General features: G+C 71.9%; 25 protein-coding genes. 15 read left to right on the top strand and 10 right to left on the bottom strand.

All coding sequences use genetic code 11. The features are described from left to right. Positions 1-138: 138 nt before the first annotated feature. Entirely contained in the window at positions 139-714 is a 576-nt protein-coding gene (locus HSO01S_RS19605) for a DUF4190 domain-containing protein (RefSeq protein WP_066039800.1), read from the bottom strand. A 178-nt stretch (positions 715-892) separates the two neighbouring features. Next, entirely contained in the window at positions 893-2179 is a 1287-nt protein-coding gene (locus tag HSO01S_RS06720) for an LCP family protein (RefSeq protein ID WP_066039799.1), read from the bottom strand. A 212-nt stretch (positions 2180-2391) separates the two neighbouring features. Between HSO01S_RS06720 and HSO01S_RS18670 the strand changes: the two genes are divergently transcribed. Then, positions 2392-2529 (top strand): hypothetical protein, encoded by a 138-nt coding sequence (locus tag HSO01S_RS18670; RefSeq protein ID WP_157078946.1) that lies wholly within the window; start codon positions 2392-2394, stop codon positions 2527-2529. Positions 2530-2571: 42 nt separating this feature from the next. Here HSO01S_RS18670 and HSO01S_RS06715 read toward each other — a convergent pair whose 3' ends face one another. After that, a complete protein-coding gene (locus HSO01S_RS06715) occupies positions 2572-3369 on the bottom strand; it encodes an HAD-IIA family hydrolase (RefSeq protein WP_066039798.1) in 798 nt (265 codons plus the stop codon). 246 nt (positions 3370-3615) lie between these two features. Between HSO01S_RS06715 and HSO01S_RS06710 the strand changes: the two genes are divergently transcribed. From HSO01S_RS06710 to HSO01S_RS06685, 6 genes are all read left to right on the top strand, one after another. Beyond that, a complete protein-coding gene (locus tag HSO01S_RS06710) occupies positions 3616-4521 on the top strand; it encodes a hypothetical protein (RefSeq protein ID WP_066039797.1) in 906 nt (301 codons plus the stop codon). 73 nt (positions 4522-4594) lie between these two features. Next, positions 4595-5356 (top strand): NUDIX hydrolase, encoded by a 762-nt coding sequence (locus tag HSO01S_RS06705; RefSeq protein WP_066039796.1) that lies wholly within the window; start codon positions 4595-4597, stop codon positions 5354-5356. 52 nt (positions 5357-5408) lie between these two features. Next, complete coding sequence (gene nadA / locus HSO01S_RS06700; RefSeq protein ID WP_066039795.1) at positions 5409-6710, top strand: quinolinate synthase NadA; 1302 nt, start codon at positions 5409-5411, stop codon at positions 6708-6710. Continuing rightward, a complete protein-coding gene (locus HSO01S_RS06695) occupies positions 6707-8737 on the top strand; it encodes an L-aspartate oxidase (protein WP_084361407.1) in 2031 nt (676 codons plus the stop codon). Before nadA ends, HSO01S_RS06695 begins: the two co-directional genes overlap by 4 nt. Then, complete coding sequence (gene nadC / locus HSO01S_RS06690; RefSeq protein WP_066039793.1) at positions 8734-9615, top strand: carboxylating nicotinate-nucleotide diphosphorylase; 882 nt, start codon at positions 8734-8736, stop codon at positions 9613-9615. Before HSO01S_RS06695 ends, nadC begins: the two co-directional genes overlap by 4 nt. After that, positions 9612-10754 carry a cysteine desulfurase family protein gene (locus tag HSO01S_RS06685; RefSeq protein WP_066039792.1) on the top strand — a complete coding sequence of 381 codons (1143 nt, stop codon included), beginning with the start codon at positions 9612-9614 and terminating at the stop codon, positions 10752-10754. The genes nadC and HSO01S_RS06685 overlap by 4 nt, the downstream gene beginning before the upstream one ends. A gap of 155 nt (positions 10755-10909) precedes the next feature. Here the strand turns inward: HSO01S_RS06685 and HSO01S_RS06680 are convergent, their stop codons facing one another. From HSO01S_RS06680 to hisC, 3 genes are read right to left on the bottom strand one after another with little or no spacing between them, the layout of a single operon-like run. Beyond that, positions 10910-11578 (bottom strand): metal-dependent transcriptional regulator, encoded by a 669-nt coding sequence (locus tag HSO01S_RS06680; protein ID WP_066039791.1) that lies wholly within the window; start codon positions 11576-11578, stop codon positions 10910-10912. Positions 11579-11622: 44 nt separating this feature from the next. Further along, positions 11623-12306: a YitT family protein gene (locus HSO01S_RS06675; protein ID WP_084361406.1), complete on the bottom strand. Its 684-nt coding sequence runs from the start codon at positions 12304-12306 to the stop codon at positions 11623-11625. Then, positions 12303-13493 (bottom strand): histidinol-phosphate transaminase, encoded by a 1191-nt coding sequence (gene hisC / locus HSO01S_RS06670; protein WP_066039790.1) that lies wholly within the window; start codon positions 13491-13493, stop codon positions 12303-12305. The genes HSO01S_RS06675 and hisC overlap by 4 nt, the downstream gene beginning before the upstream one ends. A gap of 90 nt (positions 13494-13583) precedes the next feature. Between hisC and HSO01S_RS06665 the strand changes: the two genes are divergently transcribed. Next, positions 13584-14060: an Lrp/AsnC family transcriptional regulator gene (locus tag HSO01S_RS06665; RefSeq protein WP_066039789.1), complete on the top strand. Its 477-nt coding sequence runs from the start codon at positions 13584-13586 to the stop codon at positions 14058-14060. Further along, the gene (locus HSO01S_RS06660) at positions 14057-14764 is read left to right on the top strand and encodes an HAD family hydrolase (protein ID WP_245635918.1); all 708 of its coding nucleotides are present in this window, start codon (positions 14057-14059) and stop codon (positions 14762-14764) included. Before HSO01S_RS06665 ends, HSO01S_RS06660 begins: the two co-directional genes overlap by 4 nt. 65 nt (positions 14765-14829) lie before the next feature. On the opposite strand, the gene HSO01S_RS06655 is transcribed toward HSO01S_RS06660, so the two are convergent. Next, entirely contained in the window at positions 14830-15252 is a 423-nt protein-coding gene (locus tag HSO01S_RS06655) for a PPOX class F420-dependent oxidoreductase (protein ID WP_066039788.1), read from the bottom strand. Between the two features lie 67 nt (positions 15253-15319). Here HSO01S_RS06655 and HSO01S_RS06650 point away from each other — a divergent pair, with 67 nt between their 5' ends. Continuing rightward, a complete protein-coding gene (locus tag HSO01S_RS06650) occupies positions 15320-16720 on the top strand; it encodes an Nramp family divalent metal transporter (protein WP_084361405.1) in 1401 nt (466 codons plus the stop codon). A gap of 59 nt (positions 16721-16779) precedes the next feature. Here HSO01S_RS06650 and HSO01S_RS06645 read toward each other — a convergent pair whose 3' ends face one another. After that, positions 16780-18132 (bottom strand): ion channel protein, encoded by a 1353-nt coding sequence (locus HSO01S_RS06645; RefSeq protein WP_084361404.1) that lies wholly within the window; start codon positions 18130-18132, stop codon positions 16780-16782. Between the two features lie 191 nt (positions 18133-18323). On the opposite strand from HSO01S_RS06645, the gene HSO01S_RS06640 reads away from it, so the two are divergent. The 3 genes from HSO01S_RS06640 (at position 18324) to HSO01S_RS06630 (ending at position 20637) form a co-directional block, all read left to right on the top strand. Next, entirely contained in the window at positions 18324-18707 is a 384-nt protein-coding gene (locus HSO01S_RS06640) for a hypothetical protein (protein WP_066039786.1), read from the top strand. Positions 18708-18874: 167 nt separating this feature from the next. Further along, entirely contained in the window at positions 18875-19933 is a 1059-nt protein-coding gene (locus HSO01S_RS06635; protein ID WP_066039785.1) for a magnesium and cobalt transport protein CorA, read from the top strand. A gap of 35 nt (positions 19934-19968) precedes the next feature. Further along, positions 19969-20637, top strand: coding sequence for a TrmH family RNA methyltransferase (locus tag HSO01S_RS06630; protein WP_066039784.1), 669 nt, complete (start codon positions 19969-19971; stop codon positions 20635-20637). 158 nt (positions 20638-20795) lie between these two features. Here HSO01S_RS06630 and HSO01S_RS06625 read toward each other — a convergent pair whose 3' ends face one another. Both HSO01S_RS06625 and HSO01S_RS06620 read right to left on the bottom strand, forming a co-directional pair. Beyond that, positions 20796-21731 (bottom strand): EamA family transporter, encoded by a 936-nt coding sequence (locus HSO01S_RS06625; protein ID WP_066039783.1) that lies wholly within the window; start codon positions 21729-21731, stop codon positions 20796-20798. A 96-nt stretch (positions 21732-21827) separates the two neighbouring features. After that, positions 21828-22091 carry a hypothetical protein gene (locus tag HSO01S_RS06620; protein WP_066039782.1) on the bottom strand — a complete coding sequence of 88 codons (264 nt, stop codon included), beginning with the start codon at positions 22089-22091 and terminating at the stop codon, positions 21828-21830. A gap of 31 nt (positions 22092-22122) precedes the next feature. Between HSO01S_RS06620 and HSO01S_RS06615 the strand changes: the two genes are divergently transcribed. Both HSO01S_RS06615 and HSO01S_RS06610 read left to right on the top strand, forming a co-directional pair. Beyond that, entirely contained in the window at positions 22123-22515 is a 393-nt protein-coding gene (locus HSO01S_RS06615) for a DUF3054 domain-containing protein (RefSeq protein WP_245635917.1), read from the top strand. 137 nt (positions 22516-22652) lie between these two features. Beyond that, a complete protein-coding gene (locus tag HSO01S_RS06610) occupies positions 22653-24203 on the top strand; it encodes a molybdopterin-dependent oxidoreductase (RefSeq protein ID WP_066039781.1) in 1551 nt (516 codons plus the stop codon). Positions 24204-24231 lie beyond the last annotated feature (28 nt).

Here is a 24231-nt window from a genome sequence, read left to right as displayed (position 1 = left end):
ACCCGCTCCACCCACCACGCGGGCCCTCGCCCCACTCCCCTCGCCGAGAAGTCACCTTTACGTGCAAACCGGGGGTTATGGACGTGAAAGTGACTTCTCGGCGAGGGGGGTGGGTGGGCGAGTGCCGTCCCCACCGGGTCAGCGGCCGGCGAGGATGGCTACGCCGAAGGCACCGATCCAGAACAGGGCGACGAGCAGCCAGCCGGCGACCGTGACGTAGCCCAGGATCAGGCCGGCGAGCGTGAGCCCGCGGCCCTCCTCGCCGCTGCGCTTGATCTGGCCGAGGGCGATGTGCCCGGTGACCACGGGAACCACCCCGAAGCCGAGGATGCCGAAGACCAGGGTGAGGATGCCGAGCACGTTCGTACGCGGCTGCACCGGCAGGTAGGCGGGACCGGATGCGGGCTGCAGCGGAGCGGTGGGCTGCTGGGGCGGCGCGACGAACGTCGGCTGCCGGGGGTCTGCGGTCTGTTGGGGGTAGCCGGCCCAGGATCCGTTCGCGCCAGGCTGGGCGTATCCGGTCTGCTGGGCGGACGCCGTCGGCTGTCCGTAGCCGCCGACCCACGCGGTCTGGGGCAGGGCGGGGGTCGATGCGACCGGGATCGCAGTGGTGGTGGCCGCGGGCAGCTGGGGGCCGGTGGTGGCGTCGGGAGTGGCGGCGTCGGTATCCGCGGCGGGGGTGGGGTTCTCGGGGGTGATGGTGTCTGAAGTCATGTTCTTACGCTACGAAACGCCGATATCCGGGGGATCGGACCCCGGGATGAACCCGTGGTACCCCGGGATGATCTTCGAGTCAGACCCTGGTCTGGTCCCGTGTCGACGACCTCGGATCGGCCGAGACGCGAAACGTCTCGGGGCTGCTCTCGCCGGCCGTCGGGACGTTCCGGACGGCTCAGTCGGTGAAGGGGTTGGCGCAGGTCTGCTCGGCCGCGGTCTGGCCCTTCAGGCCGTCGATGACCTCGGGAGCGGCGGCGACCGGCGCATCCGTCGTCGGGGCATCCGTCGCGGGCGTCGCGGGGTCTGCCCCGGCGTCAGCCGTGGGAGCCGGCGTGGCCTCAGGCGCCGCGGGGTCGGCGACCACCGTCGAGCCGGTGCCGGTCGAGTCCTCGGGCAGGGTGAACGGCTCGTCGGCCAGCACCTTCGCGAACAGCTCGTCGGCCGTGTCGACCACGGGGACGACCTTGTTCGGGTACGCCGACGAGCTCGCCGCCGGGTACTGCACGAAGACGATCTTCGAGAGGTCGACATCCTTCAGGGTCAGCGCCAGCGACACCATGGCGTCGGGGCTGGCCAGCGACTTCGAGGGCAGGATGTTCTGACCGGCCGCGGTGGCGAGGCCGTAGAGCTTGGTCAGGTCGCTCAGTGTGTTCGCGCTCTTCATGGTGCGGATGAGCGACGAGAGGTACTGCTGCTGCGAGGCGATGCGCGCGAGGTCGGAGCCGTCGCCGACACCGTGCCGGTTGCGGAGGAAGGCGAGCGCCATCTGGCCCTCGATGACGCTCGTGCCGGCAGGGAGGTCGAGGCCGGAGTCGGTGTCCGAGATCGCATCCACGAGGCAGACGGGCACGCCGCCGACCGCGTTCGTCATCTCGATCACGCCGTTGAACGAGGTCGCCGCCGCGTACTGGATGTTGAGGCCCGTGAGGTTCGAGACCGTCTTGGTGACGCAGGCGAGGCCGCCACGGCTGAACGCCTCGTTCAGCGGCTGGGCGCTCATCGAGTCGTAGACGTCGCCGGTCGTCGGGTCTTCGCACTCGGGATGCGGGATCACCAGGTCGCGCGGGAAGCTCACGACCACCGCGTTCTGGTGGTCGGCCGAGACGTGCAGCAGGATGTTCACGTCGTTGAGGGTGGCGTCGCGCTCGCCGAAGCTGTCGCCCTGGTTCGGGTCGTTGTCGGTGCCGATCACCAGCATGTTGAAGCCGCCCTCGAAGGCGCTGAGGAACGGCGGCGGCGCGGGCGCATCCTCGCCGTTCGAGATGTCGACTGCGTTGGCGCTGAACTGCTGGGTGACGCTCGAGACGGCGTAGGCGGTGACCGCTCCGGCGCTCACAAGGGCGACGGCGAGGACGACCGCGAGGGTCTTGACCACTGCGGCGACGGGCGACGGAGTGTGCAGTCGACCGTGTCGAACGGGGCCGGAGTTCTGGCGCCTGGGGCGCACATCGCTGTCAGTCACAGTGGTGTCCTTCTCGGTTCAGTCGCCCGGGGAGGAATGGGCATCCGCTTCGCCGGTCGATACTAGCGGACGGCACTACCAGGGTGTCGGGGATTCTCACAGGGTTGGCGCCGGGGTGTCGCGGCCATCGACGTCGGTTCTGGCAGGATTTCGACGCAGTTCGGCGTTGCCGCCACTCGTGGCATCAGTTCGTGGTCCGTAGCGTTGCTGCCATGATGCTTTTGCTGATCCTCCTCGGAATCCTGTCCCTCGTCGGCGTGATCGCGACGGTCGTGACCACCGCCCGTGACGGCTACGGCCGCCGCCCTCGTGCGATTCCCGCCGAACGGATGCCGCGCGACTTCCGCTGACGGCCGCGACCGCTCCGCGACCGATCCAAGACCCTCCGCGACCTAGAGCTCGGTCTCGACCGGCTCGCGGGCGAGCAGGTCGGCCACCGAGTCGATGATCTCGTCGGGCCGGAAGGGGTATTTCGTGATCTCGGCCTGGTCGCTGATGCCGGTGAGCACGAGGATCGTGTGGAGGCCCGCCTCGATGCCGGCCACCACATCCGTGTCCATCCGGTCGCCGATCATGCCCGTGTTCTCGGAGTGCGCCCCGATCCGGTTCATCGCCGACCGGAACATCATCGGGTTCGGCTTGCCCACCACGTAGGGCTCCTTGCCGGTGGCCTTCGTGATCATCGCGGCGATCGCACCCGTCGCCGGGAGGGGGCCCTCGGCACTCGGCCCCGTCGCATCCGGATTCGTCACGATGAACCGCGAGCCTGCGCCGATCAGCCGCACCGCCTTCGTGATGGCCTCGAAGGAGTAGTTACGGGTCTCGCCGATCACGACGTAGTCGGGCGCCGTCTCGGTCATGATGAAGCCGGCCTCGTGCAGGGCGGTCGTGATGCCCGCCTCGCCGATGACGAAGGCACTGCCGCCCGGCATCTGGTCTTTGAGGAACGCGGCGGTCGCGAGCGCCGAGGTCCAGATGAACTCCTCGGGTACCTCGAGCCCGCTCGAGCGCAGGCGGGCACTGAGGTCGCGGGGCGTGAAGATCGAGTTGTTCGTGAGCACCAGGTAGGGCTTGCCCTCGTCGCGCCACTGCTGCAGCAGCTCGGCGGCGCCGGGGATGGGGTGGTTCTCATGGACGAGCACGCCGTCCATGTCGGTCAGCCAGCATTCGATCTCGTCGCGGCGGGGCATGTGCGTCTCCTTCAGAACGGTGACTCTCAGCAGTGACTTCTAGCGGTGCTTCTCAGCGCCGGCAATCAGTACCGACACTCGGCGGTGGCTTCGAGCGGTGGCTCTCGGCGGTGCGGGTGGCTCCAGGCTACCGCTGCCGGTCGGCCGAGTCTCAGGGGGTCTTGGTGTCTTCTCATGTCTCCTAGGATGGCGAACGGGATGCTGAGGGGCTCCCGCGAGGGGGGAACTGTGGATAAGCGCGCCTGGATGACGATCGGTGCAGGAGTGGTGCTCTCGGCACTGCTGCTCGGAGTGAGCGGATGCACGGATCCCGGGGCCGCAGAATCGCCCGCGGTCGAGCCGGTGGCCGCCGCCGAAGCGACGCCGACACCGACCGCCACGCCGGTCGTTCCCGCGTACGTCGCCGACCAGAACGCCGTGGCGCTCGCCGCATCGGTGCACGGCATGGTCGCCGCGCTCGACGGGTTCGCCTCGCCCGAGTCGAAGGTGGGCCTCGAGGATGCGGTCACCCGGCTCGACCTCGACCTCGCCGCGGCGGATGCGTCGATCGGGGCGGCGACGGCCACTGCGACAGCGACGCCCGGCACGAGCCCGAGCCCGAGCACGAGCACGAGCCCAAGCCCAAGCGCGACCGCAAGCACAAGCGACCGTGTCCTCCCGCCCGGCGGCTGGAACCAGCTCGTCGCGCTCGACTCCTCGGCCGTCCTTCAGGCCCTCGACGCCGCGCGGGTGCACGTGATCGCGACCTCGTCGCGCGTGCTCAACGCGGAGACCCCTAACGCCGAGCAGGGCGTGCGCGACACCCTCTATCTGGCGGTCGTCGAGCAGCAGAACACGCCGGCGGCGACGGCCGACACCGCGCGCCTGGTCGGCGAGCTGGTCGCGAAGTCGCGTGCCGCGCAGGCCTCGCAGCAGGCCTGGGTCGACGAGCAGGCCCGCCTCGCGGCCCAGCCGTCCGGCAGCGGCTCCGGCGATGGTGGCGGTGGCGGCGGCGGAGGCGAGACCGGAACCGGCTCCCCCACGTTCACCTGGGTCGACGGCTGGGACGCCGCGAAGAAGGAACTCGAGGACAGCGTGCAGGCGAACATCGAGAAGTGGCGAGCCGAGCATCCGCTCTGCATGGCGGACGGCCAGGGCTGCACCCCTGACTGAGCGCGCCGAAATTGTTTGGGTGCATCTGACCTTAAGGGGTTATAGTCAGTCCAACCTTTAGAGGATGGCTGCCATGACGCTCCACGACGACTCCCCGGGCATCGCCCTCGCGGTCTCCACCGTGATCTTCGCGCTGCGGCCCGATCGCCCCGAGGTGCCCAGCGCACCCGCCTCGCTGCCGTCGCTCTGGCTGCCGCTGGTCCGCCGCATCCGCCCGCCGTACGAGGGGCAGTGGGCGCTGCCCGGCGGCCCGCTGCAGCTCGACGAGGATCTCGAGGCCTCCGCCGCCCGCACCCTCGCCGCGACGACCGCGCTCGCCCCCAACTACCTCGAGCAGCTCTACGCCTTCGGAACCCTCGACCGCTCGCCCGACGGCGCGAAGGACAGGGTCGTCTCGATCGTGTACTGGGCCCTCGTGAACGCCGACCAGGCGAGCCAGGCCACCCCCGCGAGCGTCGAGACACCGGATGCGAACGTCGCCTGGTTCTCGGTCGACGACCTGCCCGATCTCGCGTTCGACCACGACGTGATCGTCGAGTACGCGCTCTGGCGGCTGCGCAACAAGGTCGAGTACAGCCGGATCGCGCACGCCTTCCTCGGCGACACCTTCACCCTGGCCGAGTTGCGCGAGGTGCACGAGGCGGTGCTCGGGCGGAGCCTGGATCCGGCGAACTTCCGCCGCCAGATCGAGTCGTCGAACGCGGTCGTGCCCACCGGCAAGCGCGTCACGGGCACGAGCTACCGGCCGCCGAAGCTCTACCGGTACAACAACGCCGTCGACCCGGCCGACCGCGGGCCGCTCGCCCCGGCCGTGCGCCCGGCATCCGCATCCTGAGCATCCTGAGCATCCACCCCACCCCACCCGAACCCCCGAGAAAGCCGCACCCATGACCGCAACCCCGCTGTCAGTCGACGCCGAGATCCAGCTCATCGCCGCCCGCACCCCGAGCGCCCCCGGGCAGACCGGTGCCGTCTGCGCGCCCGAGCTCGCCGACGGACCCTGGACGATCGACCTCCTCCCCGCCCCCGTCTACGGCCCGGGCGCTTCGATGGCCGACCCGATCCCGGCCGCGACCCCGCGCCAGGGCGTGCTGCCCGAGCAGTACACGACCGCGTCGAAGGACGAATTGGATGTACGGATCCGCGCCGCGAAGGCCCAGCTCGGCGACCGCGTCGTCATCCTCGGCCACTTCTACCAGCGTGATGAGGTGGTGAAGTACGCCGACTTCGTGGGCGATTCGTTCCAGCTCGCGAACGCCGCGAAGGCGCGGCCCGATGCCGAGGCGATCGTGTTCTGCGGCGTGCACTTCATGGCCGAGACGGCCGACATCCTCGCGGGGCCGGCGCAGTCCGTCATCCTGCCGAACCTCGCCGCGGGCTGCTCGATGGCCGACATGGCCGACATCGACTCGGTCGAGGCGGCCTGGGCTGAGCTCACTGAGCTGTACGGCACCGAGCCCGATGCCGACGGCCGGGTGCCCGTCATCCCGGTCACCTACATGAACTCCGCGGCCGACCTCAAGGGGTTCTGCGGCCGGCACGGCGGGATCGTCTGCACCTCCTCGAACGCGGCGACCGTGCTCGAGTGGGCGTTCGAGCGGGGGCAGCGGGTGCTGTTCTTCCCCGACCAGCACCTGGGGCGCAACACCGCGAAGGCCATGGGCGTGCCGCTCGAGCGGATGCCGATGTGGAATCCGCGGAAGCCCCTCGGCGGTTCGAGCGCCGACGAGCTGCTCGACGCGCAGGTCATCCTGTGGCACGGATTCTGCTCGGTGCACAAGCGCTTCACGGTCGACCAGATCGAGCGCGCCCGTGCGGCCCACCCGGATGTGCGCGTGATCGTCCACCCCGAATGCCCGATGGCGGTCGTGGATGCGGCCGACTCCTCCGGGTCGACCGACTTCATCGTCAAGGCGATCGCTGCGGCGCCGGCCGGATCGACCTTCGCCATCGGCACCGAGATCAACCTCGTGCAGCGGCTCGCGAACGAGTACCCGCAGCACACGATCTTCTGCCTCGACGACGTGATCTGCCCATGCTCGACGATGTACCGGATCCACCCGGGGTACCTCGCGTGGGTGCTCGAGTCGCTCGTCGACGGGGTGGTGCTGAACCAGATCACGGTGCCCGAGGACGTGGCCGAGCCCGCCCGCGTCGCCCTCGAGCGGATGCTCGCGGCCCGGCCATGAGGGGGGTGGGGGCCGCCGGTGCGGGCGGTGGTGGCGGTGCGTCGGTGGCCGGCGCGGCCTCGAGTGGGGTGGATGCGGCGGGTGCGCCGCCGCGGGTCGTGGTCGTCGGGAGCGGGGTCGCCGGGCTCGTGACGGCGCTGGCGCTCGGGCCGGCGGTCGACGTGACCGTGGTGACGAAGGGCGCCGTCTCGGACGGCAACACCCGCTACGCCCAGGGCGGGGTCGCGGCGGCCGTGATGCCGGGCGACTCGGTCGCGGCGCACGTCGCCGACACCCTCGCGGCCGGGGCCGGGCTGTGCGACCCGCGCGCGGTGGAGGTGCTGTGCGGCGACGGGCCGGACCGCATCCGCGACCTGCTGCGCTGGGGCGTGGCCTTCGACCTGCGCGAGCCGGGTGCGGCGGTTCCGCCGCTCGCGGGATCGGATGCGCCTGGTGGGTCGGGCGCGCTGGAAGAACCGGGCGCGTCGGACCCGCGGGCGGCGTCCGCCGTCGAGGAGTTCCCCGACTTCGACGCGGGGTTGGAGGCGGCGCACTCGTTCCACCGCATCCTGCACGCCGGCGGCGACGCCACCGGGTTCGAGGTCGAGTCGGCGCTCGTGCGCGCGGTGGCGGCGGCCGGCATCCGGGTCGTCGAGCACGCTTTCCTGGTCGACCTCGTGACGGAGGGGGCCGAAACAGAAGAGCGCCGGGTCGGCGGCGTCGAGCTGCTGCGCGGGGGCCGGCGCGAGGTGCTGGCGGCCGACGTCGTCGTGCTCGCCACGGGCGGCATCGGCCAGCTCTACCCCCACACCACCAACCCCGCGGTCACCACCGGAGACGGCGCCGCTGCCGCCCTGCGCGCCGGGGCGGTGCTCGCCGACGTGGAGTTCGTGCAGTTCCACCCGACCGCGCTGGCGGTGCCGGGGTCGTTCCTGGTCTCCGAGGCGGTGCGCGGGGATGGGGCCGTGCTGCGCAACGCCCGGGGTGAGCGGTTCATGGCCGGGCGGCATCCGCTCGCCGATCTCGCCCCGCGCGACGTCGTGGCGCGCGAGATCGCCCGCGAGATGATCGAGACCGGGCAGCCCGTCGTGCTCGACGCGACCGGTATCGGTGCCGAGGAGCTGCGTCGGCGCTTCCCCACCATCACCGCCGCCGCGCTGGCCGCGGGCTTCGACTGGACCCGCGAGCCCGTCCCCGTCGCCCCGGCCGCCCACTACTGGATGGGCGGCATCGCCACCGACCTCGACGGCCGCACCTCCCTACCCGGCCTGTTCGCGGTCGGCGAGGTCGCCTGCACCGGCGTGCACGGGGCGAACCGGCTCGCCTCGAACTCGCTGCTCGAGTCGGTCGTGTTCGCGCACCGGGCGGCGGAGGCGATCCGGGCGGGTGCGGCCCGAGTGGATGCGGTGCAAGCGGATGCGGTAGCCGGCACCCCCGCCGCGCCTCCCGTCTTCGACGCCCCGGCCTTCCGCCGGGTGCCGGTGCCGGGGGCGCTGTCGTCCTCGATTTTTCCGCGGCAACTGGGTGAGGCGGCCGGAGGTTCGCAGAGATCGGACGATGGCACACTCGCCGCCACGGCCGCGATCGTCACGAAGGAACCCACGCGGGCCGAGCTGCACGAACTCCTCTGGCGCGCGGCGGGCGTCCACCGTGACGGCGCGAGTCTGCGCGAGGCCGCGGCCCGCCTGGCGAGCTGGCAGATCGCGCCGATCGCACGAACCCCACTGATCGCGCAGGAGTCCGGCGCATCCACGGCCCCCGCGTTCGACCCGATCGAGATCGAGCGGCTCGAGACCCCGAACCTCCTGCTGCTCGCCCGGGCGGTGGTGGCGTCGGCACTGGCGCGGGAGGAGTCGCGCGGCGCGCACTTCCGAGCCGACTTCCCGGCGGTCGACCCCGCGTTCGCCCACCACCTCGTCCCGGTTCTGGCTGATGCGCCCGTCGCGCAGCTTCCGCATCCTGAATCGCATTTCGATGCCGCGCCCGGCGTCGAGGTGCACTCCCACCCCCACCTCCCCCGCATCCACAGAGCAAAGGTCACCGCATGATCACCACCCAGATCGTCGACGACGTCGTGAGCCGCGCGCTGGCCGAGGACGCGCCGTGGGGAGACGTGACGTCCGAGCTGCTCATCCCCGCCGAGGCCCGGGTCGAGGCCACGCTCGACGCCCGGGAGCCCGGGAGGTTCAGCGGCGGCGCGCTGTTCGCGGCGGCGATGCGGCTGGCCGATCCGCGCATCCAGACCGCGCTGCTCGTCGCCGACGGCGAGGCGTTCGCGGCGGGCCAGGTGCTCGCGCGGGTGTCCGGGCCGGCGCGGGGCGTGCTGCGCGCCGAGCGGGTCGCCCTCAACCTCACCCAGCGGATGTGCGGCATCGCGACCCTCACCGCGCAGTACGTCGCCGCGGTCGCCCACACGTCGGTGCGGCTGGTCGACACGCGCAAGACGACGCCGGGGCTCCGCGCCCTCGAACGCGCGGCGGTGCGCGATGGCGGCGGGCACAACCACCGCTTCTCGCTCTCGGATGCGGTGCTCGCGAAGGACAACCACCTCGCGGTGCTCGCCGCGCAGCACGGCGGCGACGTGACCGAGGCGCTGCGCAGCGTGCGCGCACGGATGTCGCACACCACCCACCTCGAGGTCGAGGTCGACCGCCTCGACCAGATCGAGCCGGTGCTGGCGGCGGGGGTCGACACGATCATGCTCGACAACTTCAGCCTCGACGACCTGCGGGCGGGGGTCGCTCAGGTGGCTGGCCGCGCGCTGGTCGAGGCGAGCGGTGGGGTGAGTCTTGCGACGGTGGCGGCCATCGCCGAGACGGGCGTCGACGTCATCTCGGTCGGCGCCCTGACGCACAGCGTGCGCGCGCTCGACCTCGGCCTCGACGTCGGGTTCGAGGTGGCCACCTCATCCACCCCCACCCCATGATCTACCTCGACGCCGCCGCCACCACACCCGTGCGCCGCGAGGTGCTCGAGGCGATGTGGCCGTACCTCACGGGCGAGTTCGGCAACCCGTCGAGCCACCACGGCGTCGGAGCATCCGCCGCCCGCGCCCTGGCCGACGCCCGCCGCACGGTGGCCGAGTGGTTCGGCTGCCGGCCCGCCGAGGTCGTCTTCACCTCGGGCGGCACCGAGGCCGACAACCTCGCGGTCAAGGGCATCGCGCTGGCGTCGACCCGCGGCCGCCACCTCGTGCTCGGCGCCACCGAGCACCCCGCCGTCGTCGAGTCGGTCGACTACCTGCACCGCGTGCACGGCTTCGAGTCGACGGTCGTGCCGGTGGATGCCGCCGGCCTGATCGACCCCGCCGAGTTCGCCGCGGCCCTCCGGCCCGACACGGCGCTGGCCACCGTGATGCTCGCCAACAACGAGATCGGCACGGTGCAGCCGGTGTCCGCGCTGGCGGCGGCCGCGCGGGATCGGGGCATCCCCTTCCATACAGATGCGGTGCAGGCCGCGGGCTGGCTCGACCTGCGCCTCGATGCCCTCGGGGTCGACGCCCTCAGCATCTCGGGCCACAAGCTCGGGGCTCCGAAAGGGGTCGGCGCGCTCGTCGTGCGGCAGCGCATCGGGCTCGAACCCGTGCTGCACGGCGGCGGCCAGGAGCGCGGCCGACGTTCGGGCACCGAGAACGTCGCCTTCGCGGTGGGGCTCGCGGCGGCGGTGTCGCTCGCGGATCCGGCCCGCGTCGCCGCCTCCGCCGCCGCGACCACCGCCTTGCGGGATGAGTTCGTGCGGGGCGTGCTCGAGCGGGTTCCGGATGCGGTGCTCACGGGGCACCCGGAACGCCGGCTTCCGTCGGTCGCGTCGTTCTGCTTTCCGGGGACGAGCGGGGAGGGGGTGCTGCTCGGGCTCGAGGAGCGGGGGGTGATCGTCTCGAGCGGCTCGGCGTGCGCGGCGGGCAGCGACGAGCCGTCGCCCGTGCTGCTGGCGCTCGGGATCCCGCCGCGCGTCGCGCAGACCGCCGTGCGCTTCACCCTCGGAGCCGACACCACCCGTGCCGAGCTCGTCTCGGCGCTCGCGGCGCTCGAGGCGGCGGTAGCGTCCCTCCGCACCCTCCGCTGACCCCCCGGCGCCCTCCCCCCATGCGCCGAGACGTCACGTTTACGTCTGAGGCGCGGGTTTTGGACGTGAAAGTGACTTCTCGGCGAAGTGGGGGAGATGGCGCGGGCGGGAGGCGCGGGGTGGGGACGAAGGGGGCGCGGGCGGGAGGGCGCGGGTCAGAGGGCGAGCCAGATGGCGTCGGCAGCGTGGGGCGGTACCGCGACGACGGATCCACCCGCGAGAGGCGTCAACGCCCCGGCACCCACGCGCACCTCGGTGCCCGGGCCGATCCCACCCTCGGCCAGGGCGCGCAGCAGCGCGGCGTCGCGGTCGCTGATGCGCACCACGCAGGCCGTGTGACCCTCGGGAGCCTCGGCCAGCAGCACCGCCTCGAACACCGGCACCTCGCCCGCGGCCGAGGGGATCGGATCCCCGTGCGGATCCTGCCCCGGCCGCCCCAACCGCTCGTCGATCGCATCGAGCAGCCGGTCGCTGATGGCGTGCTCCAGCACCTCGGCCTCGTCGTGCACCTCGTCCCAGCCGAAGCCCATCTCGCGCACCAGCCAGGTCTCGATCAGCCGGTGCCGACGCACCACGCCGACCGCGCGCATCCGGCCCTCGGGGGTCAGGGTGAGCGGACCGTAGGGCACGTGCGTGATCAGCCCGGCGGCAGCGAGCTTCTTCACCATCTCGGTCACCGACGAGGGCGCGACCCCGAGCCGCGCGGCGAGCACCGACGGGGTGATCGGCGCCGGCTGCCACTCGGTGTGGGCGTAGATCGACTTGAGGTAGTTCTCGGTCGCGATCTCGAGCCCGAGGCCGGGAGAGGATGCATGGCGCGACATGATGGCACCAGCCTAACTGCGCCCGGTCGCGGGATGCCGGTCGCTCACATCCCGGCGTATCGCCCCGGTCGATGGTTGAGCGCCAGCACCAGGTTCAGGATGACCGCACCCGCCGCCGAGAGGGCGACCGTGAGCGGCGGCACGACCGCGAGCGAGCAGACCACGACCGTGACATCCATCGCCATCTGCACGTAGCCGGCCCGCCAGCCGAGCTTCTCCTGAACGAGGAGGGCGACGATGTTGAACCCGCCGAGGCTCGAGCGGTGCCGGAACAGCACCAGCAGCCCGATGCCCGCGAGCAGGTTTCCGGCGATCACCGCGAACACCGGGTCGAGATGGTCGAACGCCACGGCGAGCGGGTTGATCAGCGAGAACACCGAGACGAGACCGACGCTGGCGGCGGTGCGGAGGGTGAAGGAGAGACCCTTCTTCCAGAGCGCGAGGGCGAAGAAGGGCACGTTGAGGCCGAAGAACACCACGCCGAACGGGAGCGGCACGACGTAGCTGAGAAGGAGCGCGAGGCCCGCGGTGCCACCGGTCACGGCGCCGGTCGACTTGAGCAGGAAGATCCCGATCGAGGCGACGAAGGTGCCGGTCAGGACTCCCGCGATGTCTTCGATCGCCGAGTGCTTGAGGGGGTCACGGCGTGGCGCGGCCGTGGGTGCTGCGTCGTCGCGGGGCTCCTGGACGGTGGATGAGGGCGCCCCGCCGGCTCGGCCGCGGTTCATGCCTCGGCCGGCATACGTGCGGATCCGTGGCGGGAGGCGCCGTGCGGAGCGCTGTCGACGTACGCCTGGCGCACCCCGTTCAGCACGCCGAGCACGCGATCGTTCGAGGCGGCATCCGCGAGCGAGATGCGGACGCCGTCGCCGACGTAGCCCCGCACGAGGATGTCGTTCGAGTCGAGGTGCTCGACCAGGGCGAGGCGCTCGTCGTCGGGCATGCGCAGCCAGACGAAGTTGGCCTGGCTGTCGGTGGTGTCCCAGCCCTGAGCGCGCAGGGCGGCGATCACACGGGTGCGCTCAGCGACGACGGCGGCCACGCGGGCCGAGATCTCGTCCTGGGCCTCGAGCGACGCGATCGCCGCCTGCTGCGCCAGGGCGCTCACGGCGAAGGGCATGCCCGAGCGGCGGAGTCCGTCGGCGACGACTGGCGCGGCGACCGCGTAGCCGACGCGGAGGCCTGCCAGCCCGTAGGCCTTGGAGAAGGTGCGCAGCACGCAGACGTTCGGGTGCCGCCGGAAGGTCGCGATGGCGTCGAGCGAGTCGGCCGCGTCCGCATCCACCCCCCGAGTCGCGTACTCGGTGTAGGCCTCGTCGATCACCACGAGCACGTGCGACGGCACCCGCTCCAGGAACCGCTCGACCTCGGCCGAGCCCAGCGAGACACCGGTCGGGTTGTTCGGGGTGCACAGGATGACCAGGCGCGTGCGGTCGGTGATCGCCTCGGCCATGGCGTCGAGGTCGTGGCCCTCGTCGGCGAGCAGCGGCACCGCGACGGGCACGGCTCCCGCCAGGCGCACGAGGATCGGGTACGCCTCGAACGAGCGCCACGCGAAGACCACCTCGTCGCCCGAATCGCAGACCGAGGTGATGATCTGCTGCAGCACACCCGTGCTGCCCGGCCCGACCGCGGTCTCGTCGACCTCGACGCCGAGCTTCTCGGCGATGAGGGTGCGCAGCGGCAGGGCGGTGTTGTCGGGGTAGCGGTTGATCGTGCCCGCCGAGTGCCGCACGACCTCGAGCACCGAGGGCAACGGTGGGTAGTGGCTCTCGTTCGAGGCGAGGGCGGCCGTCAGTTCGGAGTCGGCACGGCGGCCGGCGACGTAGGCCGGCAGCGCCAGCACCGCGGCGCGCGGCGAAGGCGTCGACGGCGAGGATGACGGTGGGGTGGGCGCTGACGGTGACGAGGTCATGCTCGAATTGTCCCGAGCGCGAGGGCGATCGCACAAACCGGCCGCGGATGACTGAGCAGAATGCATCCGATTCGCCGTGCCAGTGAAAGAATGACCAGCATGGCCCTGATCGACGATCTCGACTCCCGCATCCTGCTCGCGCTCGACGACGACCCGGATGCGACGGTGCTGGCCCTCGCGAATACCCTCGGCGTGGCGCGCAACACCGTGCACGCACGACTGAAGCGGATGACGGCGGGCGGCGCGCTTGGCCCGTTCAGTCGCCGGGTCGCCCCGGCCGCGCTCGGCTACCCGCTGGTCGCCTTCGTGTGGATCGCGATCAGCCAGGCCAACGACAGCACGGCGATGGCGGAGCTCGCCGAGATCCCCGAGATCGTCGAGATGCACGCGACCACCGGCGACGCCGACCTGCTGGCGAAGGTCGTCGCGCGCGATCCGCAGCACCTGCACAGCCTCACCAGCCGGATGCTGCGCGTCGAGGGCGTGATGCGCACGAACACGGCGCTCTCGCTGGTCGAGGCCATGCCGCACCGGGTGCGAGGCCTGCTCGAGGCGGCCCGCCGGTGAGCGGTGCGGACGCGGTGGCTGGCGCGGGCGGGCGCGCCCTGCCCTTCGACGCGGTGCTGTTCGACTGCGACGGGGTGCTCGCCGACTCCGAGGGGATCACGAACGAGGTGCTGCGCGGGATGCTCGGCGAGCTCGGCTGGCACCTCGAGCCCGCGGAGTGCGTGCGGCTGTTCGTCGGGCGGGCGCTGAAGGACGAGGCGCCGCTCATCCGCGAGCACACCGGCTTCGAGGTGACGGACTCGTGGTTGGCCGACTTCCGGCGGCGGCGCAACGAGGGGCTCCGACTGGGGCTCCGCGAGATCCCCGGTGCCGGCGCCGCCGTGCGGGCGGTGCAGGCGGCCTACGGCGACCGGATCGCCTGCGTCTCGGGCGCCGACCGCCCCAAGATCGAGATGCAGCTCGCGGCCCTCGGGCTCGCCGAGGCGTTCGGCGACCGGGTCTTCAGCGGGCTCGAGTACGCCCGCACCAAGCCGGCTCCCGATGTCTATCTTGCTGCGGCCTCCGCGCTGGGTGTGGATCCGTCACGGGCCGCCGTCGTCGAGGACACGGTGGCGGGGGTCACGGCCGGAGTGGCTGCCGGGGCGACGGTGTTCGCGTTCGCGCCGGGCGACGTGGCGCACACCGCCCCGGAGGCGTTACTCGCCGCCGGAGCGCGCACGGTCTTCACGGCGATGGCCGACCTCCCGGCGCTCCTCGGCGCCTGACCGCGTCCTGCTACCCGTCCTGCTGACCGTCATGCCAGCGAAGCCCGCCAGGCCAGCGAAGCCCCTCAGGCAAGCAGGCCCGACGAGCCCATCGTCTTCGTGACCTCGATCTCGATGACCACGCGCAACGGGTTCTCGCGCGGCTGACGGTAGCGGGCGGCGTAGCGGGCCACCGCATCCGCCACCGCATCGGGGTCGTCGAGCACGACCGCCGGGCCGGAGAAGGTCAGCCACGCGGCGCCCTCGAACTGGCAGACGCTCGCCCGGGCGTCGCGGCGCACGTTGAGCACCTTCTGGGAGGTGCGGTTGGTGATGATCCGCACGCGGGGCGGGGTCGCCTCGGCGTCGTAGGTGAAGCCGACCGGGACCACATGCGGCGAGCCGTCGGCGAGGAGGGTCGTGAGGGTCGCGAGGCGGTACTCCGTGAGGAACGGCACGGCCGCGTCGGTGAGCGCGGGCGCGGGCGGGGCCTGATCGGAGGAAGTCACCTCGTCACACTATCCCTGGCGGGTGCACCCCCTCCCGGGAGTCGGCGGTGCGTGCTAATTTTTCGGCATGCCTAAAAGTGCGCTGCGGCCGGAGGCGGGACCGGTGACCCCGCCGTCGGGCCTGCGCCCGCGGTGGTGGCATCCGCTCGCGCTGCTCGGGCCGGCGTTCGTCGCCTCGATCGCGTACGTCGACCCCGGCAACGTCGCCGCGAACCTCACGTCGGGAGCCCAGTACGGGTACCTGCTGGTGTGGGTGCTGGTGCTGGCGAACCTGATGGCGATGCTCATCCAGTACCAGTCGGCGAAGCTCGGCGTGGTCACGGGCAAGACGCTGCCCGAGCACATCGGCTCGCGGGCGCGCCCGTGGACCAGGCGCGCCTTCTGGCTGCAGGCCGAGCTGGTCGCCGCCGCCACCGACATCGCCGAGGTGATCGGCGGGGCGCTCGCGCTCAACCTGCTGTTCGGGCTGCCGCTCGTGGTGGGCGGGCTCATCGTGGGGGTGGTGTCGCTCGGGCTGCTGCTGATCCAGGCCAATCGGCGCCAGCGGTCGTTCGAGTTCGTGATCATCGGGCTGCTCGCGGTGATCGCGATCGGCTTCCTGGCGGGGATGTTCGTCTCGGACGTCGACTGGGGCGCCGCCGTCGACGGCCTGATCCCGCGGTTCGACGGGGCGCCGACGGTGCTGCTGGCGGCCAGCATGCTGGGGGCCACCGTGATGCCGCACGCGATCTACCTGCACTCGGCGCTGGCGCGCGACCGGCACCATGCGGAGTTCGCGTCGGTGGCCGAGGCGAGCGACTTCACGGGGGAGGCGCGGGTGGCGCGTGGGGTGACAGTCGCGACTGCGGTCCCTACCACCACCTCTGTTGCCACCCCGGCCCCGCACGCCTCCCTCGACGTCACCGCGCCCCGCGTGCGCCGGCTGCTCTCGGCCACCCGCACCGACGTGATCGTGGCGCTCGCGCTGGCCGGCGCGGTCAACATCGCCATGCTGCTGCTGGCCGCATCCAGTCTCAGGGGCGTCGACGGAACCGACACCATCCCCGGCGCCTACGTCGCGATCCAGGCGGCGCTCGGCCCGTCGATCGCCACGATCTTCGCCATCGGGCTGCTCGCCTCGGGCCTCGCCTCGACCTCGGTCGGCGCCTACGCCGGATCGGTGATCATGAAGGGGCTGCTCACCGTGCGGGTGCCGATCCTGGCGCGCCGGGTCGTGACGCTCGTGCCGGCGCTGGTGCTGCTCGCGGTCGGGATCGACCCGACCTGGGCGCTCGTGCTCAGCCAGGTGGTGCTCTCGATCGGGATCCCGTTCGCGCTCGTGCCGCTCATCCGCCTCACGGGCGACCGCGCGCTGATGGGCGAGTTCGCCGACCGGCGGCCGGTGCGGATCATCGCGTGGACGGTGATCGCCCTGATCGTGGCGCTCAACGTCGTGCTCATCGCCCTGACCGTCACCGGCGCGGGCTGAGCGGGCGCTGCGCGAGCGTCCTCACCGTCACCGGTGCGGGCTGAGCGACGCGAGCATCCTCACGCCCCCGCCGCAGCGCCCCCGGCACGCGGTCGCCGCCCGAACCACACCGGCCGCCGCCCCTCGTCGGCCGCCGACGCCACCATGTGCGGAGCCTTCGTCACGATCAGCCAGGCCGGCAGGATGGCGATGCACATCAGCGGCAGCACCATCACGCTGCCCGTGACGACGGGCGCGAGGAACAGGGCGATCCAGCCGTCGCGGCTCACCGCGAGCACGATCCCGAGCACCCCGGCCGAGACCGCCACGACCAAGGGGATCGACGGCACCAGGCTGTTCGCGAGCACCCCGAGCGCCACCCCGATGAACACGGCCGGGAAGATGTGCCCGCCCCGGAACCCCGCGGCCGACGCGACGGCCAGCGCGGCGAGCTTGATCCCGATCAGGAGCATCACCGTCCCCGCCCCGTAGCCCGAGCGGTCGGTGATCAGCTCGGCCATCTGGTCGAGGCCCTTGAACAGCGTGAGCGGCCCGCCGATCGCCCCCAGCACGCCGAGCACCACACCGCCGAGCGTGATGTAGACGAGCGGGTTGCCGATCGCGTGGAACAGCGGATGCAGCACCCGGAACCCCACGACCACCAACACCCCGATCGCGGCCCCGATCACGGCGATCACCGCCGCGCTCAGCAGGTCGATCGCCTGCACCGAGTCGTAGGCGGGCATCGAGATCGCGAAACTCGGATGCGCGAGCAGGGTCATCGTGAGCGACCCGGCTCCCGCGGAGACGAGCGGGAGGAACAGCCTGTCCCAGAGCGCGCCTCCGGTCGGGCGCGCCGCGACCACGCCGGTGAGGATGAGCGCGGCCGCCACCGGGGTGCCGAAGAGCGCGCCGATCGTGCCGGCGGCGGCGCCGACCATGGCCAGTTCACGCGGCATCCGTGGCACGAGGCGGGCGAGGATCGCCACGAGCAGGCCCGTGTTGATGGCGATGATCGGGTTCTCGGGCCCGAGGCTCACGCCGCCCGCGAGCCCGAGCACCGCGACGAGCGCGAGCGACGGCAGGGCGATCAGCCGCTGGGGCGGGGCGATCAGGTCGGTGGTCGCGGAGTCCTGGCCGCCGTGCCCGGGCACCAGCCAGACCACGAGCCCGACCGCGATGCCGGTGACGGTGAGCACGCCGAAGATCCACCAGCCGGATGCGGGGTCGACCCCGACGGCGCCGGGCAGGGCGCCCCAGAGCCAGGACTGCAGCCAGCCGGCGACCTCGTCGAGGGCGAAGAGCACGAGGGCTGAGACGACGCCGATCGCCAGGGCCGGGATCGAGAGCAGGAGGAGGGTGCGGATGGCGGGGCCTCCGGAGGCCGCGGGTGCGCTCGCGCTGCCGGGGGGTCTCTCGGGCGTCGCGTCCATCGTCCCCGCCTCCCCGGCCTCCCGCCGGCTCCAGTGTGGCAGAGGAGGTGCTCCCGCCACGAGGGGTGCGACCCACCCCAGCAGGCAGAACCGGCCAACAGGCGTAGGGTTACGGCCACGGCGTCCCAGACCTCGGCGCATGCGTACGCGAGAGAGGTCGTCATGTCGTCGAACAGGATGGGCGGGTCGCCATGAGACGCCTGTTCCACGCGGGTGGGTCGGTCGTCACGGGCGACCGCATCGCCGGGGCGCTGATGAGCTACGCCGGTCACCTGCTCAGCCACCGCGAGACCGATGTCGTCGCGTTCCCGATCGTGGATGCCGACGGCATCGCGCGGCAGGCCGAGATGCTGATCGGGCCCGGGATGCAACTGCTGAGCGTGCCCGAGGAGGTGGCGTTCGACGAGCCCGTCGACGACGTCCTCGTCGAGCGGCTCGAACGTCGCCGCACCGCGATCTCGATGAGCGTCACGCCCGAGGAGACGACGGAATCCCGCTCCGAGACCGTCACCCACGCCGGCTTCGGCAGCCCGCCTCACGACGAGGACGTCTGGGGCCTCGACCGCTACTACTAGCCGCGCGCTGCGGGCCGGCCCCGCGCATCCGCTCGTCGTCTGCGACCCGGCCCCGTGCATCCGCTCGCCTGCCGCCGCGCGTGCCCGACCGCCCGCGCACCCGGCCCCGCGCATCCACCCCACCCGCGTTCGCCGGTTGTTCACCGATCGTGCCTATCGTGTCCACCATGCCCCTCATCGACAACGCCGTGTACGTGGCGGGTCACCGCGCCCACGACCCCAAGAGCCTCGACGACACGTACGAACTCCTCCGCGAGCTCGACGGCATGGCGTGGATCGGCCTCTACCGCCCGGACGCCAAGGAGATCCACTCGGTCGAGACCGAGTTCGGCCTGCACCACCTCGCGGTCGAGGACGCCCTGATCGGCCACCAGCGCGCCAAGCTCGAGCGCTACGGCGACACCCTCTTCGTGGTGCTGCGGCCGGCGCGGTACATCGACTCCGAGGAGCGGGTGGAGTTCGGCGAGGTGCACGTCTTCCTCGGCCCCGGCTTCGTCGTGACGGTGCGGCACGCCGAGTCGCCGAACCTGGCCGCCGTGCGGCACCGGCTCGAGACGAACCCGCCGCTGCTCGCGCTCGGGCCCGAGGCGGTGCTCTACGCGATCGTCGACGAGGTGGTCGACGAGTACGGGCCGGTGATCGCGGGTCTCGAGAACGACATCGACGAGATCGAGAAGCAGCTCTTCGGCGGCGACCCGACGGTCTCGCGCCGCATCTACGACCTGCTCGGCGAGGTGATGGAGTTCCAGCGGGCCGTGCATCCGCTCAAGGGGATGCTCGAGGCGCTGCTGCGCGGTTCGGAGAAGTACCAGGTCGACCTCGAGATCCAGCGCGGCGTGCGCGACGTGCTCGACCACGTGCTGCAGATCGCGGGGCGGTCGGACGCGTTCCGTGCGACCCTGCAGAACGCCCTCACCGTGCACTCGACGCTCGCCACGCAGCAGCAGAACGACGAGATGCGGCGCATCTCCGAGGCCAGCCTCGCGCTCGCCGAGGACACGCGGAAGCTGACCGAGACGAGCATCCGCCAGGGCGAGGAGGTGAAGAAGATCTCGGCGTGGGCCGCGATCCTCTTCGCGCCGAGCCTGATCGGCACGATCTACGGCATGAACTTCGAGTACATGCCGGAGTTGCACTGGGTCTTCGGCTACCCGCTCGCCGTGCTCGGGATGTTCGCGATGGGGTTCGGGCTGTACTGGGTGTTCAAGCGGAACAAGTGGCTGTAGCGGGGCGGGCGGCTCGCCGGCGGTAGCCTGGCTGGATGCCCGAGGACCTGCCGACCGACACCAGCGCGGGCGCGAGCTCGGGCGCCGCGAACCCGAGCGTCGAGTTCAGCGCGGGCGGGGTCGGCCCGTGGGTGGGCGACCTGCCGGACGACCCGCGCTACGACCCCGAGCTGCTCGCGGCCGGCGACACCCGCAACGTGATCGACCGCTACCGCTACTGGCGCATGTCGGCGATCGTGGCCGATCTCGACGAGCACCGGCATCCGTTCCACGTCGCGATCGAGAACTGGCAGCACGACCTCAACATCGGTTCGATCGTGCGCAGCGCCAACGCTTTCGCCGCCGACACCGTGCACATCATCGGACGCAAGCGCTGGAACAAGCGCGGCGCCATGGTCACCGACCGCTACCAGCACGTGCAGAACCACCCGGACGTCGCCGCCTTCGTCGAGTTCGCCCACGCGGCCGAGCTGCCGGTGATCGCGATCGACAACGTGCCGGGGAGCGTCATCATCGAGACGTTCTCGTTCCCGGCGCGCTGTGTGCTGCTGTTCGGGCAGGAGGGTCCGGGGCTGTCGCCCGAGGCCCTCGCGGCGGCGGATGCGGTGGTCGAGATCTCGCAGTTCGGCAGCACGCGGTCGATCAACGCGTCGGCGGCGGCGGCGGTGGCGATGCATGCGTGGGTCATGCAGCATGTTTTTTGACCGCGCCGCCGCCTCTGCGGCGCGGGCGACATGTTCGCGTGCCGTCGTGAGGCCCGGCCTGCGGTCGTGCCTCACGGCGACGCGCTCACCTTGAAGCATCGAGTAGGGCCTGTTGCGTTTGTGTCCCCATGCCTCCTGCTGAAGCGGCGGCGGCACGGTTACTTGGGGTCGGGCAGGAGGGGGCGGTGGGCCTCTACCTCCGGGGCCGGGGCCGCGGCGGCGGGGCGGGGGCGGCGGGTGAGGGTGGCTATGAGGACGCCGAGGATCACTATTGCGCCACCGAGGAGGTCGAAGGGGGTGGGGGTCTCGCCGAGGATGAGCCAGGCGCTCGTGAAGCCCGCGACCGGCACCAGCATCGAGAACGGGGCGACGCGGCTCGACGGGTTGCGCTTCATCAGCGTCACCCAGATACCCGATCCGACCACCGTGCCGATCAGCACCGTGTACGCCAGCCCGAGCACGGCGGGCAGCGCCTCGGGCGTGAAGCTCGTCGCGAGCGACTCCCCGATGCGGTCGGGCCCCTCGATCAGCAGCGACAGGCCGATCATCGGGATCGGCGGGATCACCGACATCCACATCGTCAGCCGCAGCGGGCTCTCGGGCTTCGCCTGCCGGCTGCAGATGTTGCCGAAGGCCCAGCCGAGCGCACCGCAGAGGGTCAGGATCACCGGCAGCAGCGCCGACACCCCCGCCCGCTCGGCCGCGATCACGCCGAGGCCCGCGACGGCCACCGCGATCCCGACGCCCTGCACGATGGTCAGGCGCTCCCGCAGCCACACCGCCGCGAGCACGACCGTGAACGGGGCGGATGCCTGCAGCACGAGCGAGGCGAGCCCCGGCGGCATCCCGGCCGACATCCCCGCGTAGAGGAACGCGAACTGCAGGATGCCGAAGCCCACCCCGTAGCCGAGCAGCCACCGGAACTTGACTCCCGGCCGCTTCACGAACAGCACGGTCGGGATCGCCAGCAGCAGGAACCGCAGCCCCACGAGGAAGAACGGCGGGTACTGCTCGAGCGAGAAGTGGATGGCCACGAAGTTCACGCCCCACAGCACGGCGACGAGGGCGGCGAGGAGGCGGTCGCGAGGGGGCATGTCCTCAGCCTCCCGGGGGCGTCGGCCGCGCACAAGCGACGGTGCCTTCACCCACCCGGTGGCAGAAGTTAACAGTGCCGCGCGGGCGGCTCCCGCCTACTTGCCGTGCTCGGCGAGGATCGTGTCGAGGTCGAGACGCTTCAGCAGCGCGGCCCAGTCGTACTTCTGGGCGGTCTCGATCGCGAAGTCCTCGGCGACGACCTTGCCGTTGCGGTGGATCTCGATGCCCTCGGGAACCTCGGCGTTCAGGATGCGCAGGATCTCGTCGTTGACGGCCTCGGTGTCGAAGTCGGCGCCGTACCGCGCGTAGACATCGGCGTTGACGGTGTAGTTGAGGATGGTGATGTCGGTGTGGGTCACGAGTCCATCTTCGCCCACCTACACTCGAACGGTGAACCCCCGCCCCGTCCTCCCCGTGGTCGCGACCGTCGTCGCCGACCTGCTGCTCGTGCTCCTCTTCGCCGCCATCGGCCGGGCCAGCCACGACGAGGATGCGTCGGCGCTCGGCTTCGTGATCACGGCCTGGCCGTTCGTCGCCGGGCTCGTCGTGGGGTGGATCGCGGTGGCGATCGCGAACGCCTCCCGCGCCGGGCGTGCGCTGCCGCTGCTCGTCGCCGGGCTGATCGTGTGGTTCTGCACCGTGGCTGTGGGGCTCGTGCTCCGTGCCGTCTCGGGGCAGGGAATCGCGGTCTCGTTCGTGATCGTGACGGCGATCGTGCTCGCGGTCTTCCTCCTGGGCTGGCGTACGATCGCCCTCCTCGTGCGCCGCCTCCGCGCCCGCTAGCCTCCCCGCCCGCTAGCCCCCCGCCCGCTAGCCCCCCCCGCCGAGAAGTCACTTTTACGCCCAAACTCCGAGTTTTGGACGTGAAAGTGACTTCTCGGCGAGGCTTCGCTCCCACCGCAGCGACCTAGGATGACCCCATGCGTCGCACCGCCCACGTCTGGGCCGCCGTCACCGGCCTGATCTCGGCCGCCGCCGTGCTCGCGGCCGCCGAGATCATCGCCATCTTCGCCGGAGCCGCCACCAGCCCCGTCTTCGCCGTCGGCTCCCTCGCGATCGACCTCGCGCCGCCCGGCGTCAAGTCGTTCATGATCGCGGTGTTCGGCACCGGCGACAAGGCCGCGCTGCTGGTGATCCTCGGCATCCTGGTGGTCGCACTCGCGGCGCTTGCCGGCATCCTCGAATACCGCCGCCCGCCGTTCGGGCTCGTCGTGCTCGTGCTCGTCTCGGGCATCGCGGTGCTGGCCGTCACGACGCGGGCCGGGGCCAGCGGGCTCTCCGGCATCCCGACCGTGGTGGGCATGATCGTGGGCGTGCTGGTGCTCCGGATGCTCGCCCGCCGACTGCGTGCCTGGACCGCCTCCGCCGCCGAACCGGTTCCCCTGGGCGCGCAGACGGGTCTCGACCGACGCCGCTTCCTCACCGCCGCCGGCATCACCGCGCTGGTGGCCGCGTTCGGCGGGGTGATCGCGCGCGCGATGAACGCGGCCGCGAACGCCGTGAGCGCGGCGCGCGACGCGGTGGTGCTGCCGGCCGCGGCGACCCCGGCTCCGGCCGTGCCGGCTTCCGCCGACCTCGGGCTCGAGGGCCTCACGCCCTACATCACCCCGAACGAGGACTTCTACCGCATCGACACCGCCCTGCAGGTGCCGGCCCTCGCGACCGACAACTGGAAGCTGCGGGTCACCGGTCTCGTCGACCAGCCCGTCGAGATCGGCTGGGATGAACTGCTCGCCCTGCCCCTCGAGGAGCACGTCGTCACCCTCGCCTGCGTCTCGAACGAGGTCGGCGGCGACCTGATCGGCAACGCGGTCTGGCTGGGGTACCCGATCCGCGAGATCCTGAAGAAGGCGGCCCCGCAGGCCGGAGCCGACATGGTGCTCTCGGTGAGCACCGACGGGTTCACGGCCGGCACGCCGCTCGAGGCGTTGCAGGACGAGGGGCGCGTCGCCCTGCTCGCCGTCGGGATGAACGGGCAGCCGCTCCCGGTCGAGCACGGCTTCCCGGTGCGCATGGTGGTCGCGGGGCTGTACGGCTACGTGTCGGCGACCAAGTGGGTCACCGAGCTACGCGTGACGAGATTCGCGGATGCCGAGGGCTACTGGACCCCGCGCGGCTGGTCGGCGCTCGGCCCCATCAAGACCGAGTCGCGCATCGACGTGCCGCGGGCCGGGGCCACGGTCGCCGCCGGGAAGGTCGCGGTCGCGGGCGTCGCCTGGGCGCAGCACACTGGGGTCTCGAAGGTCGAGGTGCAGGTCGACGGCGGCGATTGGGCCGAGGCGCGTCTCGCCGGCACCACGGGTGTCGACACCTGGGTGCAGTGGGTCTACGAGTGGGATGCGCCGGCCGGGCAGCACACCCTCGCCGTGCGCGCGACGGACGCCTCCGGCGCGACGCAGACCGACGTGCAGGCGCCCCCCGCGCCCGACGGAGCTTCGGGCTGGGACACCGTCCGAGTCACCGTCTCCTGACCCGCTGACCCCTGCCCCCCCTTGGCGT

The organism is Herbiconiux solani NBRC 106740 (assembly GCF_001571005.1).
In the GTDB taxonomy this organism is placed as follows: domain Bacteria; phylum Actinomycetota; class Actinomycetes; order Actinomycetales; family Microbacteriaceae; genus Herbiconiux; species Herbiconiux solani.
This window is presented reverse-complemented; position numbering and strand designations above follow the sequence as displayed.